The organism is Mesorhizobium sp. B4-1-1, assembly GCF_006439375.1.
Taxonomy (GTDB): domain Bacteria; phylum Pseudomonadota; class Alphaproteobacteria; order Rhizobiales; family Rhizobiaceae; genus Mesorhizobium.
The window spans coordinates 209856-224789 of record NZ_VFTH01000004.1 but is presented as its reverse complement, the minus strand read 5'-3'; the positions used below and the strand labels follow the sequence as shown (position 1 = coordinate 224789).

General features: G+C 63.2%; 15 protein-coding genes and 1 tRNA gene. 13 read left to right on the top strand and 3 right to left on the bottom strand.

Translation table 11 applies throughout. The features are described 5' to 3' along the window. The 8 genes from FJW10_RS07915 (at nt 1) to FJW10_RS07880 (ending at nt 7956) form a co-directional block, all read left to right on the top strand. Nucleotides 1-873, top strand: a complete 873-nt coding sequence (locus FJW10_RS07915) for a carbohydrate ABC transporter permease (protein ID WP_140899628.1) — start codon at nt 1-3, stop codon at nt 871-873. A 58-nt stretch (nt 874-931) separates the two neighbouring features. Then, complete coding sequence (locus FJW10_RS07910) at nt 932-1975, top strand: SIS domain-containing protein (RefSeq protein WP_140899626.1); 1044 nt, start codon at nt 932-934, stop codon at nt 1973-1975. Further along, nucleotides 1975-2904, top strand: coding sequence for an ROK family protein (locus tag FJW10_RS07905; protein WP_181177449.1), 930 nt, complete (start codon nt 1975-1977; stop codon nt 2902-2904). Before FJW10_RS07910 ends, FJW10_RS07905 begins: the two co-directional genes overlap by 1 nt. Nucleotides 2905-2908: 4 nt before the next feature. Further along, nucleotides 2909-4000, top strand: coding sequence for a sn-glycerol-3-phosphate ABC transporter ATP-binding protein UgpC (ugpC, locus tag FJW10_RS07900; RefSeq protein ID WP_140899622.1), 1092 nt, complete (start codon nt 2909-2911; stop codon nt 3998-4000). A 177-nt stretch (nt 4001-4177) separates the two neighbouring features. Further along, nucleotides 4178-5176, top strand: a complete 999-nt coding sequence (locus FJW10_RS07895; RefSeq protein WP_140899620.1) for an ABC transporter ATP-binding protein — start codon at nt 4178-4180, stop codon at nt 5174-5176. Continuing rightward, the gene (locus tag FJW10_RS07890) at nt 5166-6047 is read left to right on the top strand and encodes an ABC transporter permease (protein WP_246674154.1); all 882 of its coding nucleotides are present in this window, start codon (nt 5166-5168) and stop codon (nt 6045-6047) included. Before FJW10_RS07895 ends, FJW10_RS07890 begins: the two co-directional genes overlap by 11 nt. Continuing rightward, nucleotides 6044-6847, top strand: a complete 804-nt coding sequence (locus FJW10_RS07885) for an ABC transporter permease (protein WP_140899618.1) — start codon at nt 6044-6046, stop codon at nt 6845-6847. The genes FJW10_RS07890 and FJW10_RS07885 overlap by 4 nt, the downstream gene beginning before the upstream one ends. Nucleotides 6848-6909: 62 nt before the next feature. Beyond that, nucleotides 6910-7956 (top strand): extracellular solute-binding protein, encoded by a 1047-nt coding sequence (locus FJW10_RS07880; protein WP_181177448.1) that lies wholly within the window; start codon nt 6910-6912, stop codon nt 7954-7956. Nucleotides 7957-8029: 73 nt separating this feature from the next. Here the strand turns inward: FJW10_RS07880 and FJW10_RS07875 are convergent, their stop codons facing one another. Beyond that, nucleotides 8030-8731: an FCD domain-containing protein gene (locus FJW10_RS07875; RefSeq protein ID WP_140899615.1), complete on the bottom strand. Its 702-nt coding sequence runs from the start codon at nt 8729-8731 to the stop codon at nt 8030-8032. Nucleotides 8732-8875: 144 nt separating this feature from the next. On the opposite strand from FJW10_RS07875, the gene FJW10_RS07870 reads away from it, so the two are divergent. The 4 genes from FJW10_RS07870 to FJW10_RS07855 all read left to right on the top strand — a co-directional run bounded on the left by FJW10_RS07870 (nt 8876) and on the right by FJW10_RS07855 (nt 12292). After that, on the top strand, nt 8876-9760 hold the full coding sequence (locus tag FJW10_RS07870; protein ID WP_246674153.1) for a fumarylacetoacetate hydrolase family protein: 885 nt from the start codon (nt 8876-8878) through the stop codon (nt 9758-9760). A gap of 28 nt (nt 9761-9788) precedes the next feature. Continuing rightward, nucleotides 9789-11063, top strand: a complete 1275-nt coding sequence (locus FJW10_RS07865) for an amidohydrolase family protein (protein WP_140899612.1) — start codon at nt 9789-9791, stop codon at nt 11061-11063. A 17-nt stretch (nt 11064-11080) separates the two neighbouring features. After that, nucleotides 11081-11602 carry a 4-vinyl reductase gene (locus FJW10_RS07860; RefSeq protein ID WP_140899610.1) on the top strand — a complete coding sequence of 174 codons (522 nt, stop codon included), beginning with the start codon at nt 11081-11083 and terminating at the stop codon, nt 11600-11602. A 390-nt stretch (nt 11603-11992) separates the two neighbouring features. Then, nucleotides 11993-12292 (top strand): hypothetical protein, encoded by a 300-nt coding sequence (locus FJW10_RS07855; RefSeq protein ID WP_140899609.1) that lies wholly within the window; start codon nt 11993-11995, stop codon nt 12290-12292. A 111-nt stretch (nt 12293-12403) separates the two neighbouring features. Here the strand turns inward: FJW10_RS07855 and FJW10_RS07850 are convergent. Beyond that, nucleotides 12404-12480, bottom strand: a tRNA-Met gene (locus FJW10_RS07850). 252 nt (nt 12481-12732) lie between these two features. Here FJW10_RS07850 and FJW10_RS07845 point away from each other — a divergent pair. Then, the gene (locus FJW10_RS07845; protein ID WP_140899607.1) at nt 12733-13698 is read left to right on the top strand and encodes a Gfo/Idh/MocA family oxidoreductase; all 966 of its coding nucleotides are present in this window, start codon (nt 12733-12735) and stop codon (nt 13696-13698) included. A 35-nt stretch (nt 13699-13733) separates the two neighbouring features. Here the strand turns inward: FJW10_RS07845 and mnmA are convergent, their stop codons facing one another. After that, the gene (gene mnmA, locus FJW10_RS07840) at nt 13734-14924 is read right to left on the bottom strand and encodes a tRNA 2-thiouridine(34) synthase MnmA (RefSeq protein ID WP_140827710.1); all 1191 of its coding nucleotides are present in this window, start codon (nt 14922-14924) and stop codon (nt 13734-13736) included. Nucleotides 14925-14934: the final 10 nt, after the last annotated feature.

Below are 14934 nucleotides of genomic sequence, written 5' to 3'. Positions count from 1 at the left end.
ATGAGCGCTCAAGACTTCACCATACCAGCCCGCCGCCGCCGGGATCGCGAACCCTGGACGGTCGAACGCATCATCGTGCATGCGCTGCTGATCATCTTTGTTCTGCTCGCCATCGGGCCGGTGCTGATCGTCATCATCAATTCGCTGAAGACGACACCGGCGATCTTCGGCGGCCCGTTCGACCTGCCAACGGCCAAGACCTTCAGCCTCGAAGGTTACAAGCGGGTCTTCACGCGCGGCAATTTCATCGTCAACTACCGCAACAGCCTGGTCGTCACGGTGACCACTATCGTGCTGACCGTGGTGCTCTCGACACTTGCCGCCTTCGCGCTTGTCGAATATCGCGTGCGGCTGGCATCGCTGCTCGGCGGGCTGTTCGTGCTCGGCATCATGTTGCCGATCCGGCTCGGCACTATCCCGCTCATCCAGATGATGCTCGCCTGGAGACTGATGGACACGCTTGCCGCGCTGATCCTCGTCTACACCGCCATGAGCATCCCGATCGCGGTGACACTGATGGTCACCTATTTCCGCACCGTGCCGACCGATCTCAAGGAAGCGGCTCGCATGGATGGGGCGAGCGAATTGCGCACTTTCTGGATCGTCCTGCCGCTGGTCAGGCCGGGCCTCGCGGCGGTCGCGGCCCTCACCATGCTGCCGGTGTGGAACGACCTCTGGTTCCCGCTGATACTGGCGCCAAGCCGGCAGAACCAGACGGTGACGCTCGGCGTCCAGCAATTCGTCGGCCAGTTCATGAACGACTATCCCGCGCTGCTTGCCGCGCTCACGCTCGGCGCGGTGCCGCTGGTCCTGCTGTTCACGCTGTTCTCGCGGCAATTCATCAGCGGGCTGAGCAAGGGCTACAGCAAATAGCCGGACCTTCGGCAGATTTTAACAAGACCGGACAATTTCGAGCTGATGGAACACTGACATGCAGATAGGCACTTACATTCGCCGGCAGCCCAAGACGCTCGCCAGCCTGCCCGCCGCGATCGGCGCGGAGCTCGACAGTTTTACCAGCTTGCGTGAGACACCGGAGCGGATCGTGCTGCTTGGTACGGGATCGTCGATGAATGCGCTGCTGGCCGGCGCCGAGGCGCTGGAGGAAGGCACCGGGGCATCGGTGATCGCCAAGGAGCCGGAGGCCTTCCTGCGCCTGCCGCCGAGGCCATCGGGCCAGAGCACGCTGGTGCTGGCGGCCTCGCAGTCCGGCATGAGCATCACCACCATCGAAGCGGTGCGCCTGTCGGTGGAGCGTGGCTTCCCGACGCTGGTCATCACCGGCGAGGCTGACAGCCTCATCACCCAGACGGGCGCTGACATCATCGTCATGCCGATCGGCCCGGAGACGGTCGGGCCGAAGACCATGGGCTACACCGCCACTGTCATGTCGGTGCTGGCGGTCGCCGCCAGGCTTGCCGGCAAGACGATCGACGAGTCGGGGCTGTTTGCCGAGCTCGAGCGGACGACCGAGACCGGTCTTGCGGCCGCAAAGGCCCTGATCTCCCGCTTCGGGGTGCCCGATTACATCCTGGTCGCCGGCCAGGCGACGCATCTCGGCACCGCGCTCGAAACCTCGCTCAAGATCGCCGAGATCAGCGGTGTGCCGACTGCCGGCTTCGACACCGAAGAGGCCTTGCATGGCCATGTCTACGGCACCACCAACAACAGCCTGGTAGTCGCCGTGGCGCAGACCGAGACGGAAGCCAAAGTGGCCGCCAATCTCGGCGAGGCGCTGGCCGAGCTCGGGCCGCGCTCGGTCGTGCTCAACCTCTCCGGGCACCCGACGCGTTTTGATCTGGATGTCAGCTGGCCGACGGCGCCCGGGCAGCAATGGCTTGCCGGCTGCTGGGCGCCGATCCCGCTGCAATGGTATGGCTGCGAGCTGGCGATCGCGCGCGGCATCGACCCGGACAAGATGATCTACCCCAACCTTGGAAAGCGACTCAACGTGCGCATCCGCAAGGAGGCTTGATGGTAACCGCGATTGGGATCGACATTGGCGGCAGCCTGGTCAAGCTTGGCGTTGTCGACGGTTCGGGCAAGGTGCTCGCGCGTGATGCGGTGCCTGTGCATCGCGACATCGAATTCGCCGAATTCGTCCACCTGGTCACCGAGGCGACTGAAGGGCTGAGGAAGGCGCATCCCGGCATCGCCGCCATCGGCATCGGCGTTCCGGGCACCCCCAATCCCGAGACCGGCATGCTCAATGGCCGCTGCCCGGCGATCCCGGCACTGCTCAAGGGGTCGCTGTCGAAACTGTTCTCCATCCGCTTCGGCGTGCCGGCCGTGGTCCGCAACGACGCCGTCAGCGCCACCCATGGCGAAATGCGCCACGGCGCCGGGCGTCCATTCTCGCGCTTTGCGCTGCTGACGCTCGGCACTGGCATCGGGGGGTCGATGGTCATCGATCGCAAGGTCATCGACGGCCCGGACGGGCTGCCGCCGCAATTCGGCTGCATTTCGCTCGACCCGGCCCGTACCGACATCGCCGATCCGGTGCCGGGCATGGTCGAAAACCTCGCCAGTGCTCGCGCTCTGGTCAACCGCTACCGCCAGCTCCAGCCGGACACCGACGCCAGGGACGCCGAGACTGTCGTTGATCTCGCCAAGGCCGGTGATGCGGTCGCCCTGCAGGTGGTCGATGAGGTGGCGCGCTGGCTTGGCCAGATGATCGGCATCATGTCGAACATGCTGAACATCGAGGCGGCGATCATCGGCGGCGGGCTGTCGCTGGCGGGGGCCTTCTTCACCGACCGCATCGCGCTGAACGTCACGGATTTTGTCTTGGTCAAGCCCGGCCGCCCGCCGGTGATTGTGGCGGCCGAGCACGGCAACGACGCCGGCGTGATCGGCACCGCCGCACTTGCGCTCGACATGTTCGCGCCCACGGCAAAGGAATAGCATTATGACCGATGTCGAACTGCGCCAGGTCTCCAAGAGCTTCCAGAATCTGAAGGTCGTGCACGATCTCGATCTCGACATCGACAAGGGCGAATTCGTCGTTCTCGTCGGACCGTCCGGATGCGGCAAGTCGACGACATTACGCATGGTGGCTGGACTGGAGAGGCCAAGCGGCGGCGAGATCCATATTGGCGGCAAGCTGGTCAACAACGTCCAGGCCAGGGATCGTGATATCGCGATGGTGTTCCAGAGCTATGCGCTCTATCCGCAGATGACGGTGGCGCAGAACATGGCTTTCGGCCTGCGCATCCGCAAGGTGCCGGAAGCGGAGGTGACACAGCGCATCGCCCGCGTCGCCGACATCCTCGATCTCAGCGAACTCCTGCAGCGCAAACCGCACCAATTGTCCGGAGGTCAGCGCCAGCGTGTCGCCATGGGCCGCGCGATGGTGCGGCAGCCGAAAGTTTTCCTGTTCGACGAGCCGCTCTCCAATCTTGATGCCAAGCTCCGGGTCAAGATGCGCGCCGAGATCAAGAAGCTGCACCAGATGGTCGCCACCACCACGGTCTATGTCACGCATGACCAAGTCGAAGCTATGACCTTGGCCGATCGTGTCGTGGTGATGAACAAGGGCCGCATCGTACAGATCGGTCCGCCCAACGATCTCTATCACGAGCCGGCCAGCCGCTTCGTTGCCGGCTTCATTGGCAGCCCCGGCATGAACTTCTTCAAGTGTCGGCTGGAGGCGCGTGGCGATGGTCTGGTTGTGGCGCTCGGCGACGGCACAGCGCTTGGCGTGCCGGCTTCGCGCACCGCGCGCTATGCCGTCCATGCCGGGCGCGAGCTCGAATTCGGCCTGCGGCCCGAGCACATCACCGAACAGCGCGAACGGCCCGACACCGTCGACATAAAGGTGCCTGTCGAGGTGGTCGAGCCGATGGGCATGGAGACGCTGCTGCATGTACTGATCGCCGGCGCCGAGGCCACGGCGCGCATCGATCCAGCGGCGACGCCGAAGCCCGGCGAAACGGTGATGCTCTCGCTGGACATGGGCCACATGCATCTGCTCGATCCCGAAAGCGGCAAAGTCCTTTGATACGCGACGGGCTGGACACAGATCACAAGTTTGCGGCCGTACGTTTGTGTGTCGAAACGCAAAAACAATATATTATCCGTTGACAAATATAATTTTGGAGCGAATTTTTAGGTGCGGCGCCAGACGGCCGTGATGGCCCATGGGCCGTGTCCATGCAGTCCCAGGAATGTGCCGGTCATGATCGACATCCACAGTGTGTCAAAGTCCTTCGTGACCAGGGATGCCGATCCCGTCCACGCGCTGAATGACGTCAGCCTGGAAATCTACGACAACGAGTTCTTCACGCTGCTCGGCCCTTCAGGCTGCGGCAAGACAACCCTGTTGCGCCTGATCGCCGGCTTCGAGGTGCCGACCACCGGCGCCATCTGCATTGCCGGCAGCGATGTCGCCGCGCTGCCGCCACAGAAGCGGCCGGTCAACACCGTGTTCCAGAGCTACGCGTTGTTCCCGCATATGACCGTCGCCGAGAATGTCGGCTTCGGGCTTGAAATGCAGAACGCGCCGAAATCGCTGATCGACGAGCGCGTCCGAGAAGCGCTTGCGATGGTGCGACTGGAAGGCTTTGCCACGCGGCGCCCGGCGCAATTGTCGGGCGGCCAGCAGCAGCGCGTCGCGGTAGCGCGCGCGCTGGCGCCGAAACCAAGCGTGCTTTTGCTCGATGAGCCGCTTTCGGCGCTCGACCTCAAATTGCGCAAAGGCATGCAGAGCGAATTGAAGCGGCTGCAGCGCGAAACCGGCATCACCTTCGTGCTCGTCACTCACGACCAGGAGGAGGCGCTTGCCATGTCCGATCGCATCGCGGTGATGCGCAGCGGCGACGTGCTGCAGGTCGGCACCCCGCGCGACATCTACGACAACCCGCAGGACCGCTTCGTCGCCGACTTCATCGGCGAGTCCAATCTCTTGCCAGGTGCTGCCCTGGGCCGGGACCCGGCCAAGACGATCGTCGTGCGGCCTGAGCACATCGTTGTCTCGCCGGCATCGAATGGCGCAAAAGGTCACGCCAGGGGCGCGGTCTCGGCTATCACCTTCCTCGGCTCCGATACGCTCTACGAAGTCGTCCTGGAGGAGGGGGCAAAGCTCAATTCACGCACGCGCGGCGGCGCATTTTTGTCCGCGGGCGACAGCGTCGTCGTCGACTGGTCGCGCCATGTCGAACGCGGGCTTGCGAACTGAGATGGGTCCGAACCGCACCTGGCTCCTGATCGCGCCGGCCATGCTGGTCATCGGCATCTTCATGGTGCTGCCGCTGTTCCTGGCCGTCGGCTATTCCTTCATGACCGCCAACCCCTATGGCGGCGTCACCCAGCCGGCGACCTTCGACGCCTATCTGCAGTTCCTCTACCAGCGCGATTTCGACGACAGCCTGGTGTTCTCGCCGAGCTACGCGCTGATTATCCTGCGCTCGATCTACCTTGCGATTGCAACCACTGTGATCTGCCTCGTGCTCGGCCTGCCGGTCGCCTGGTACATCGTCTGCCAGACGCCGGAGCGCAGGCGTGTGCTTCTGTTCGCCGTCACCCTGCCGTTCTGGATCAACACGCTGATCCGCACCTATTGCTGGATACTCATCCTGCGCGACGAAGGGCTGGCCAACGGCGCGCTGCGCGGCGCCGGCATCATCTCCGATCCGTTGCCGCTGCTCTACAATGACGGCTCGATCCTGCTCGGCCTCGTCTACACCTTCCTGCCCTTCATGGTGCTGCCGATCTATTCGACGCTGGAGCGCCTCGACCCCAGGCTGATCGAGGCCGCCTACGATCTCTATGCCAGCCGCACTGCTGTGTTCCGCCGCATCGTCTGGCCGTTGGCGAGGCCCGGCGCGCTGGCTGGCGCCACGCTGGTCTTCGCGCCGGCATTGGGTTCGTTCCTGGCGCCCGACCTGCTCGGCGGCGGCAAGAAGCTTTTGATCGGCAGCCTGATCCAGATGCAGTTCACCTCCTCGCGTAACTGGCCGTTTGGCGCCGCGCTCTCGACCGCCGTCACTGTCGTCGTGCTGACTGTCTTCGTCATCCGTTCGCGCAAGGCACAGGAGGAACGGCGATGAACGGCGCAAAGCCTTTCGACTGGCGACACACGCCGGGGCTGTCGGCCTACACGGCGCTGATCTTCGTGTTCTTCTACGCGCCGTTGCTGGTCCTGGTGATCTACGCCTTCAACTCGAGCCGGTTGGTCACCGTGTGGGCCGGCTTCAGCGTCAAATGGTTCGCGGCGGTCGCCAACAACGACGCGATCCGCGACGCCGCCCTCAATAGCGTCATCATCGCCATCGTCGCCACCATCGCCTCGACAGCGATTGCCACCGCCGGCGCGCTGGCGCTGGAACGCGGCAGGCTGCGCTTTGGACGGGGTGCCGCCACGGCGTTAATCGCCATGCCGCTGGTGGTGCCGGAGATCGTGGTGGCGATCACCACGCTGGTTTTCTTTTCCGGGCTCGGCATGCATCACGGGCTGATCAACCTGATGATCGCCCATACGGTCTTCTGCATTCCGTTCGCGCTGCTGCCGATTCAGGCTCGGCTGCGCGACATGGGCGAGACATTGGAGGAGGCGGGCCGCGATCTTTACGCCGACGAATGGCGGCTGTTCACCCGTGTCACGCTGCCCTTGCTGCTGCCTGCGATCTCGGCCGGCGCCATCATGGCCTTCGTCATTTCGCTCGACGACTTCCTGATCTCGATGATGGTGTCGAGCGCGGGCTCGACCACTCTGCCGGTCTACATCTACGGCATGATGCGGCTTGGAGTGACGCCCGAGGTCAACGCAATCTCCACCATCCTGCTTGCCGTTTCCATCGTCTTCGTCGCCACGGCCTTGATTGTCGGGGGGCGCAACAGATTTGCCTAAACCATGAGCCCCCTCTCGGGATCATGGTCCAACGAGAAAACAAAAACCAGAGGAGAATAACCGTGACCAAATGGAAGGAAGGACTTTCGGGATTGGCTTTGGCCGCAGTCATGCTCGGCGCCATCACCACGACCGCGCTGGCCGACGCCGGCGAGCTGCACATCTACAACTGGACCGACTACACTTCGGACGAGATGATCAAGAAGTTCGAGACCGAGACCGGGATCAAAGTCACCATCGATACTTACGATTCCAACGAGACGGCTTTGGCCAAGCTGAGTTCGGGCGCGGCCGGCTACGACGTCATGGTTATCAGCAACGACTTCGTGCCGATCTTCGTCAAGCAGAAGCTGTTCCAGGAAGTCGACGCGGGCGCGATGCCAAACTTCAAGAATGTTGATCCGAAATGGCAGCGCCGGCCCTGGGATCCGGATGCGAAATACACCGTGCCATGGGTGTGGGGCACCACGTCCTATTCCGTCGACACGGCCGTCTACAAAGGCCCGACCGACAGTCTGAAGCCGCTGTTCGATCCGCCGGCCGAGCTGAAGGGCAAGGTGGGCATGTTCGGCTCGCCGACCGAGGTGATCTCGCTGGCGCTCGTCTATCTCGGCAAGGACCAGTGCAACAGCAATCCGGCCGACCTCAAGGAACTCGACACCCTGCTCGAGGCGCAGAAGCCCTTCGTGAAGGTCTATAATTCCGACGGCATCGTCGAGCGCCAGGTCGCCGGCGAGACGGTCATGCATGAGCAGTGGTCGGGCAAGGCCCTGGCGACGCGCCAGCAGAAGTCGACGGTCAAATATGTCTATCCCAAGGAAGGCGCCGTCGGCTGGATGGACAATGTCGCCGTGCCGACGACAGCGCCCAATCTCGACAATGCGAAAAAATTTCTCAACTTCCTGATGGATCCTGAAAATATCGCGCTGCAGCAGAAATACACCGGCTACCAGAGCGCGATCACCGGATCGAACAAGTTCCTTGCGGCCGATGTCGGCGGCTCACCGGAGTTCAATCCACCGGCCGATCTCAAGATTACCTTCGCACCGTCCTGCGACGAGAAGGCGATCCGTGCCTATGACCGGATCTGGACGAATTTGCGCCAGTAGGCGGTGATGGGAAAACGCCGCCCGTCATGTGCGGGCGGCGTTTGCCTCTGTCCGAGGGCAATCGAATGAGACGCTATGCCTTTTCAGCCGTCTTGCGCGCCGGAAGGTCGGGAACCTCCGCCGCGAGCAGGATATCCGTGGTCACCGCGAGGTGCGCGGCCAAGAGCTCGGCCGCCTTCTCGGCATTGCGGTCGAGCACCGCGTTGGCGAGGTCCTGATGCTCCTTGCTGATGTTGCGGGCCCTTGGCGCGAGCGACACCGAACGGCGGCGATAACGCTCGCTCTGGTCGTAAAGCTGGTCGCGCAGGCGCAGCAGCCAGTGGCTGTCGCAGCCGGCCACCAGCGCCTTGTGGAAGGCCGCGTGCGCGGTCGCCCATTCGTCGCTCGAATGCACAGGGTCGTCGGGCGTGTGCTCCGGCGTGCGCGACAGCCGGTGAAGTGCGGCCACCAATTGCGATTCCCAGGTGACGTCGCCGACCTCGATGGCGCGGCGGATGCACAAGGTCTCGATTTGGATACGCGTTTTGGTGAGATCGATCAGATCCTCGGCCGAGATGGGCGCCGCCCGAAAGCCGCGCTGCGGCTCGGCCACGACCAAACCTTCCGAGGTCAGCCGCGACAGCGCCTCGCGGATGGCGCCGAGGCTGACCGACAGCCTGTCGCACAATTCCTGGACCTTGAGCCGGCTGCCCGGCACGATCCGGCACGACAAAAGATCGGCGCGCAAATCCTCATACGCGCCTTGGGTGAGATTGATCGAGCCTTCCCTAGCCATGCGTTTGCCTGCGGCCGAATCCGTCCATTGAGGAGCGTTGATACATTATCCGGGCAGAAGTCAGAATGCAAAATAATATATTCTCTGTTGACAGATATATAATCTCTCAACAAAGTCCAGCCTTCGCAAGCGAGGATGTGGCCAGTGCGATTTGCAGCTTATAAATCGCCGCGGGGACCTGGGCTGGCGATCGGGTTGCCGGCAGGCGAGTTCCGCGGCATCGACGCCAGCGACGCGATGTTTCCTGGATGGCTGGACGAGCTGATCGCCGAAGGGTCGCAGGCGTTGCACGCCGCCGGCGAGAAGCTGGCCTGCGGGCGGCGCATCGATCCGAAAGCGGTCGAATGGCTGCCGCCAATCTCGAAACCCGGCAAGATCGTCTGTGTCGGCCTGAACTATGTCGACCATTCGGTCGAGAGTGGCTTCGTGCCGCCCACCTACCCGACGCTGTTCGCCCGCTTCTCCACCAGCCTGATCGGTCATGGCGCGGCCATCCGCCGGCCGGAAGCCTCGATCCAGCTCGACTATGAGGGCGAGATGGTTGCGGTCATCGGCAAGGCCGGCCGCCACATCGCACCGAGCCAGGCGCTCAGCCACGTCGCCGGCTACTCCATCTTCAACGATGCCTCGATCCGCGACTTCCAGACCAAGGCGCCGCAATGGACCGTAGGCAAGAATTTCGACGGCACCGGCTCCTTCGGTCCGATCTTCGTGACGGCCGACGAATTACCGCCGGGCGGCAAGGGGCTGCGCATCCAGACACGGCTGAACGGCCAGGTCGTTCAAAACGCCTCGACCGACGACATGATCTTCGATGTCGTCTCGCTGATCTCGATCATCAGTGAAGCCATTACCCTGGAGCCCGGCGACATTCTCGTCACCGGCACGCCATCCGGCGTCGGCGTGGCGCGCAAGCCGCAACTGTTCATGAAGCATGGCGACATCTGCGAGGTGGAACTCGAAGGCGTCGGCATCCTCTCCAATGTCGTGGCCGACGATGTCGCCGCCCGGCAAGCCGCTAACCGATAACCGCGCCAACTTCGAAAGGACGTTCGCCATGACAAGAGTGATGTTTCGAAATGCCATGATCTGGGATGGCACCGGCGCCGACGCCTTTCCGGCCGATGTGCTGGTCGACAACGGTCGCATCAAGACCATTGCGCGTACCCTCAACCAATTGTCGGGCGATGGCGTCACGACGGTCGACTGCCACGGCATGACGCTGATGCCCGGCCTCGTCGAAGGCCATGCCCACATCTCCTTTGGCGGTGCCATCAAGGATTCCGATCTTGGCCTGATCCCGCCGGAAGAGCATCTGCTGCTCACCATGCGCAACGCCAAGACCTTGCTCGACCACGGCTTTACCAGCGCCTACAGTGCTGCCACCTCGAAGCTCAGGCTCGACATTGTGATCCGCAACGAGATCAACGCCGGCCGTCTGCCGGGACCGCGCATACGCGCCGGCAGCCCCGAGATCACGGTCACCGGCGGCCTCGGCGACGAGCGCCAGCAGCACATGTACCACGAGAGCTTCGGCATGATAGCCGACGGCGTCGAGGAGATCACCAAAGCAGTGCGGCTGTGCTGCCGCGAAGGCGCCGACAACATCAAGATCAATATCTCCGGCGATGATCTCAGCCCCGCGGCGCATGGCGGCCTGACCGTTATGAGCGAGGCCGAGGTGCTGACGGCGGTGCAGGTGGCGCGTGACTTTGGCAAGAAGATAAACTGCCATGCCCGCGCCGCCGGTTCGGTCAAGCGCGCGGTGAAGTGCGGCGTCGACGTCATCTATCACTGCGAATCCGCCGATGAGGAAGCGCTCGACGCGCTGGAATCGGCGAAGGAGCGCATCTTCGTCGGCCCGGCCATCGGCATCATCTACGGCACGCTCTACGAGGGCGAGCCCTTCGGCTTCACCCATGAGATGGCGGTGAAGTTCGGCATGCAGCGCATCCTCGACGACAGCCGCAAGGTTTACACGGAACTGCGCAAGCGCGGCGTGCGTGCGCTGATCGGTGGCGACTACGGTTTCGCCCAGACGCCGCAAGGCACCAACGCGCGGGATCTAAAACATTTCGTCGACCTTCTCGGATATTCGCCGAACGAGGCGCTGCAATGCGGCACGCGGCTCGGCGGCCAGGTGATGGGCCTTGGCGACGAGCTCGGCATGGTCAAGGAAGGCTTCATCGCCGACTTGCTGCTGGTCAATGGCGACCCGCTGAAGGACCTCGACATGATGGTGCATGAGAAGAACCTCGTCGTCATCATGAAGGACGGCGAGCTCTACAAGGACGTCTCGGCCTTCGTTGCTTCGCAGCGGCAAGCGGCCTAGTCGGCTGCATCGTCGTCATGCAGCCCGAAATTCCGATCGATGTCGATGATACCAGCGGCATCTGGCGGACCGACGGGCTGCCGATGGTCTATTTGCCCAGGCATTTCTTGGTGAATAATCATCTCGCGGTCGAGGCAGCCCTCGGCCGCGCGGCCTACAGCGCCATACTGCGCGCGGCGACGGCGAAATCCGCCATCGAATGGTGCGAGGCCCAGCTACGCGACAAGGGCCTCGACCGCGAAGCGACGTTCCATCATTATTTCCAGCGCCTGTCGCAGCGCGGCTGGGGTCAATTCTCCATCGACGAACTGGACATCGCCGGCCGGCATGGCAACATTAGCCTGAAGAACTCGATCTTCGCACTGGAGGCAAGGCAACAGCCGGGCCAGCGCGTCTGCTACATGTTCGAGGGTTTCATATTGGGAGCGTTCTCATTCCTGCTGGGCGGCTCCGATCTCAGCATAATTGAGTGCGAAGAGGCGCACTGCAGCCGCGAAGGCCACGACCATTGCCACTTTGCCTTTGCAAAATGCGTGTGAAGCCTCCTTAGGAATAACCGTTTCTGCGGTTATGTGGTTTCGATTTCGCTGCAGTGTCGTCATGCTTAGCCGCGGCACCGAACTCCGGAAAAGGTCGAGAACAATAAAATGTCATTGACCTACGAACAGCGGCGCGTGTCCCGACCCGAAGACGTTCTATGCCGATGAAGTCGAAAACTTGGTCATCAACAGCTTGTGCAAGGAACTCGCCAGCCCCGACCAGATCAGGGTCTATGCCGAACGATACATCAAGGCCCGCATTGTACAGGGAGCGCACGAGAACCCCCGCCGTGTCGAGATTGAAGCCCGGATAGCAGCCATCATTGAAGACACCGGCTTCTGGACCTGCTTATGGCGGGGAAGGGAGATCAGGACGCGGCGGACGCCCGGATGAAGGCACAGGGCAAGGAACGGGACGAACTCAAACAGGAGCTTGCCCGCCTGCCGAAGGGAAGCAACGTCATCCTGCACCCGACAGCCATCACGGCATTTGCCGACAAGCTGACAACCCGAAGCGCCAGCCACATTCACAACAGGCGGGCGAAGCTGGAGGCCACGCTTCACTTGCTGGACGACATGGGAGAGCTTGGCCCAATCGTGCGTGAGCTAATCCACTCTGTCACGCTCTATCGCGACAATGACAATCGGCTCGTGATTGAGGTGGAGGCGAGCCTAGTGCCGTTCTTGTAGGGGGACACGGTGCGGGTCCCTAAACTGGGACTGGACCGTTGGTATCGGAGGATCACTGTGATCGGGACAGTCCCCATATCGATATCGACATCGACATGGGAATTGAACCGTTGGTAGCGGGAGAGGGACTTGAACCCCCGACCCCAGGATTATGATTCCCGTGCTCTAACCAACTGAGCTACCCCGCCAGGGTGGCAAGCGGCCCGAAAATCCGTCCTGGATGGATGGGTGTTTCAAGGCGTTCGCCGAGGTCGCGCGGATATAAGGTTGGGAGGGTGAGCGTGTCAAGCTTCGAAGTGGCCGACATGCCGGCATAATCCGGCCGGCATAATCTCACCCCAGAAAAGCTTTGCCGGACAGGCACTCAAGGCATGTCCCGGGGTTGAGTTCGGCGGGGCACGTCGCTATGTCTCGGCCATGAAATTCTAGAGTTTGAGCGAATGAAGCCGCGCATCGCCGTCCTCGGTTGCGGATACTGGGGCAGCAACCATATCCGCACCCTCAAGGCGCTTGGCGCGCTCCACGCCGTTTCCGACGTCAACCGCGCTCGCGCCGAAGGTTTCGCCAGCGAGCAGGACTGCCTGGCGATCGAGCCGGACAAGCTGTTCGAGCGAACCGATATCGACGCCATCGTCATGGCGCTGCCGCCGCAATTCCATGCCGACACCGCGGTGCGCGCCGTCGAAAGCGGCAAGGACGTGCTGGTGGAAAAGCCGATCGCGCTGACGGTCGCCGATGCCGAGCGCGCGGTGAAGGCGGCAAAGGACAAGGCCCGTGTCTTCATGGTCGGCCATGTGCTGCGCTTCCATCCCGCCTTCGAGACGTTGAAGGCGCTGATCGACAATGGCGAGCTCGGCGAGGTGCGCTACATCCATTCGCATCGGCTCGGCCTCGGCAAGTTCCATACCGAAAACGATGCGTTATGGGACCTTGCGCCGCACGATTTGTCGATGATCCTGGCCATCACCGGTACCGAGCCGATCGAGGTGAGGGGCGAGGGGGCGGCGCTGCTCGACAACCTCAGCGACTTCGCGCATCTGCACATGCGGTTTCCGAACGGCCTGCGCAGCCATCTCTTCGCCTCGCGCCTCAATCCCTATCGCGAGCGGCGGCTGACGGTCGTCGGCACCAAGGCGATGGCGGTGTTCGACGACGTCGAGCCTTGGGAACGCAAACTTGCCGTCTACCGCCACGCGGTCTGGCAGGACAGCGGCCAGTGGGCCTTCACCGCCAATGAGCCTGCCTACGTGCCGGTTGGCGAAGGCATGCCGCTGACGCGTGAGCTTGCCCATTTCATGCAGTGCATCGAGACTCGCGCCGAGCCGCGCACCGATGGCGAGGAAGCGATCAGAGTGCTGCGCATCCTGACCGCCGGCACGGTGATCCACACCGGCTCGTCCGCCTGAGGCGTCCGGAAACGGCGGCGATAAGACCAAGAAACTTATTCGGCTGGGATCTGCGCCGGCCTTGCGGCAAGCCTGGACAACATAGCCTCGGCTTCCGCGCCGCGTTCCGAGCGCTCGATGAAGCCGCCGCCGAGCACCCGCGCCTCGTTGCCGTCGTCGGAATAGAGCACGCAGGCCTGCCCCGGCGCGATACCCGACTCGCCGTCGGCCAGTTCGACAGAGGTCACGCCGTCGCGGTGACGCAGCACGGCCGGACGCGGCGGCCTGGTCGAGCGGACTTTCGCGAAAAGCTCGATCCCGCCGGCCGGAACGTCCGACAGCGGTCCATCGCCCAGCCAGTTCATGTTGCGCAGATAGATCTTGTGCGTCTCCAGCGCCTCGCGCGGGCCGACGATGACGCGCGCCCGGTCGGCGTCGAGATGGACGACATAAAGCGGCTCGCCGGACGCGATGCCGATGCCGCGGCGTTGTCCGATCGTGTAGCGCAAAATGCCTTCATGGCGGCCGAGCACGCGGCCGTCGATATGCACGATGTCGCCCGGATTGGCGGCGGCCGGCTTCAGCTTGGCGATGATGTCGGAATACTTGCCCTGCGGCACGAAGCAGATGTCCTGGCTGTCCTGCTTGGCGGCGACAGTCAGGCCCATCTCCTCGGCAATGGCGCGGACCTGCGGCTTCGACAGTCCGCCGAGCGGGAAGCGCAGATAATCGATCTGCGCCTGCGTGGTGGCGAACAGGAAATAGCTCTGGTCGCGGTCGGCATCGACCGGGCGGTAGAGCGCGCGATGCGCGCCATTGGCGCGCGAACGGATATAGTGGCCGGTGGCCAAGGCGTCGGCGCCGAGATCCTGGGCGGTGGCCAGAAGATCGGCGAACTTCACCGTCTGGTTGCAGGACACGCAAGGGATCGGCGTCTCGCCGGCGACATAGCTCTCGGCAAACGGGTCGATGACCGCCTTGCGGAAGCGCTCCTCATAGTCGAGCACGTAATGCGGGATGCTGAGCGTCTCGGAAACGCGGCGGGCATCGTCGATGTCCTGGCCGGCGCAGCACGAACCGGCGCGGTGCGTGGCCGCTCCGTGGTCGTAAAGCTGCAGCGTCACGCCGACGACGTCATAGCCTTCGCGCTTCAGGATGCCTGCGACGACAGACGAATCGACGCCGCCCGACATCGCGACGACGACGCGGGTTTCTTCGGGGCGGCGGGGAAGATCGAGGCTGTTCATGGTGCTTTCA

Bases quoted from the DNA above. Each gene is read 5' to 3' on its own strand.
- FJW10_RS07915 (WP_140899628.1), top strand. From the start codon at position 1: ATGAGCGCTCAAGACTTCACCATACCAGCCCGCCGCCGCCGGGATCGC.
- FJW10_RS07910 (WP_140899626.1), top strand. From the start codon at position 932: ATGCAGATAGGCACTTACATTCGCCGGCAGCCCAAGACGCTCGCCAGC.
- FJW10_RS07905 (WP_181177449.1), top strand. From the start codon at position 1,975: ATGGTAACCGCGATTGGGATCGACATTGGCGGCAGCCTGGTCAAGCTT.
- ugpC (WP_140899622.1), top strand. From the start codon at position 2,909: ATGACCGATGTCGAACTGCGCCAGGTCTCCAAGAGCTTCCAGAATCTG.
- FJW10_RS07895 (WP_140899620.1), top strand. From the start codon at position 4,178: ATGATCGACATCCACAGTGTGTCAAAGTCCTTCGTGACCAGGGATGCC.
- FJW10_RS07885 (WP_140899618.1), top strand. From the start codon at position 6,044: ATGAACGGCGCAAAGCCTTTCGACTGGCGACACACGCCGGGGCTGTCG.
- FJW10_RS07875 (WP_140899615.1), bottom strand. From the start codon at position 8,731: ATGGCTAGGGAAGGCTCGATCAATCTCACCCAAGGCGCGTATGAGGAT.
- FJW10_RS07865 (WP_140899612.1), top strand. From the start codon at position 9,789: ATGACAAGAGTGATGTTTCGAAATGCCATGATCTGGGATGGCACCGGC.
- FJW10_RS07860 (WP_140899610.1), top strand. From the start codon at position 11,081: ATGCAGCCCGAAATTCCGATCGATGTCGATGATACCAGCGGCATCTGG.
- FJW10_RS07855 (WP_140899609.1), top strand. From the start codon at position 11,993: ATGAAGGCACAGGGCAAGGAACGGGACGAACTCAAACAGGAGCTTGCC.
- FJW10_RS07845 (WP_140899607.1), top strand. From the start codon at position 12,733: ATGAAGCCGCGCATCGCCGTCCTCGGTTGCGGATACTGGGGCAGCAAC.
- mnmA (WP_140827710.1), bottom strand. From the start codon at position 14,924: ATGAACAGCCTCGATCTTCCCCGCCGCCCCGAAGAAACCCGCGTCGTC.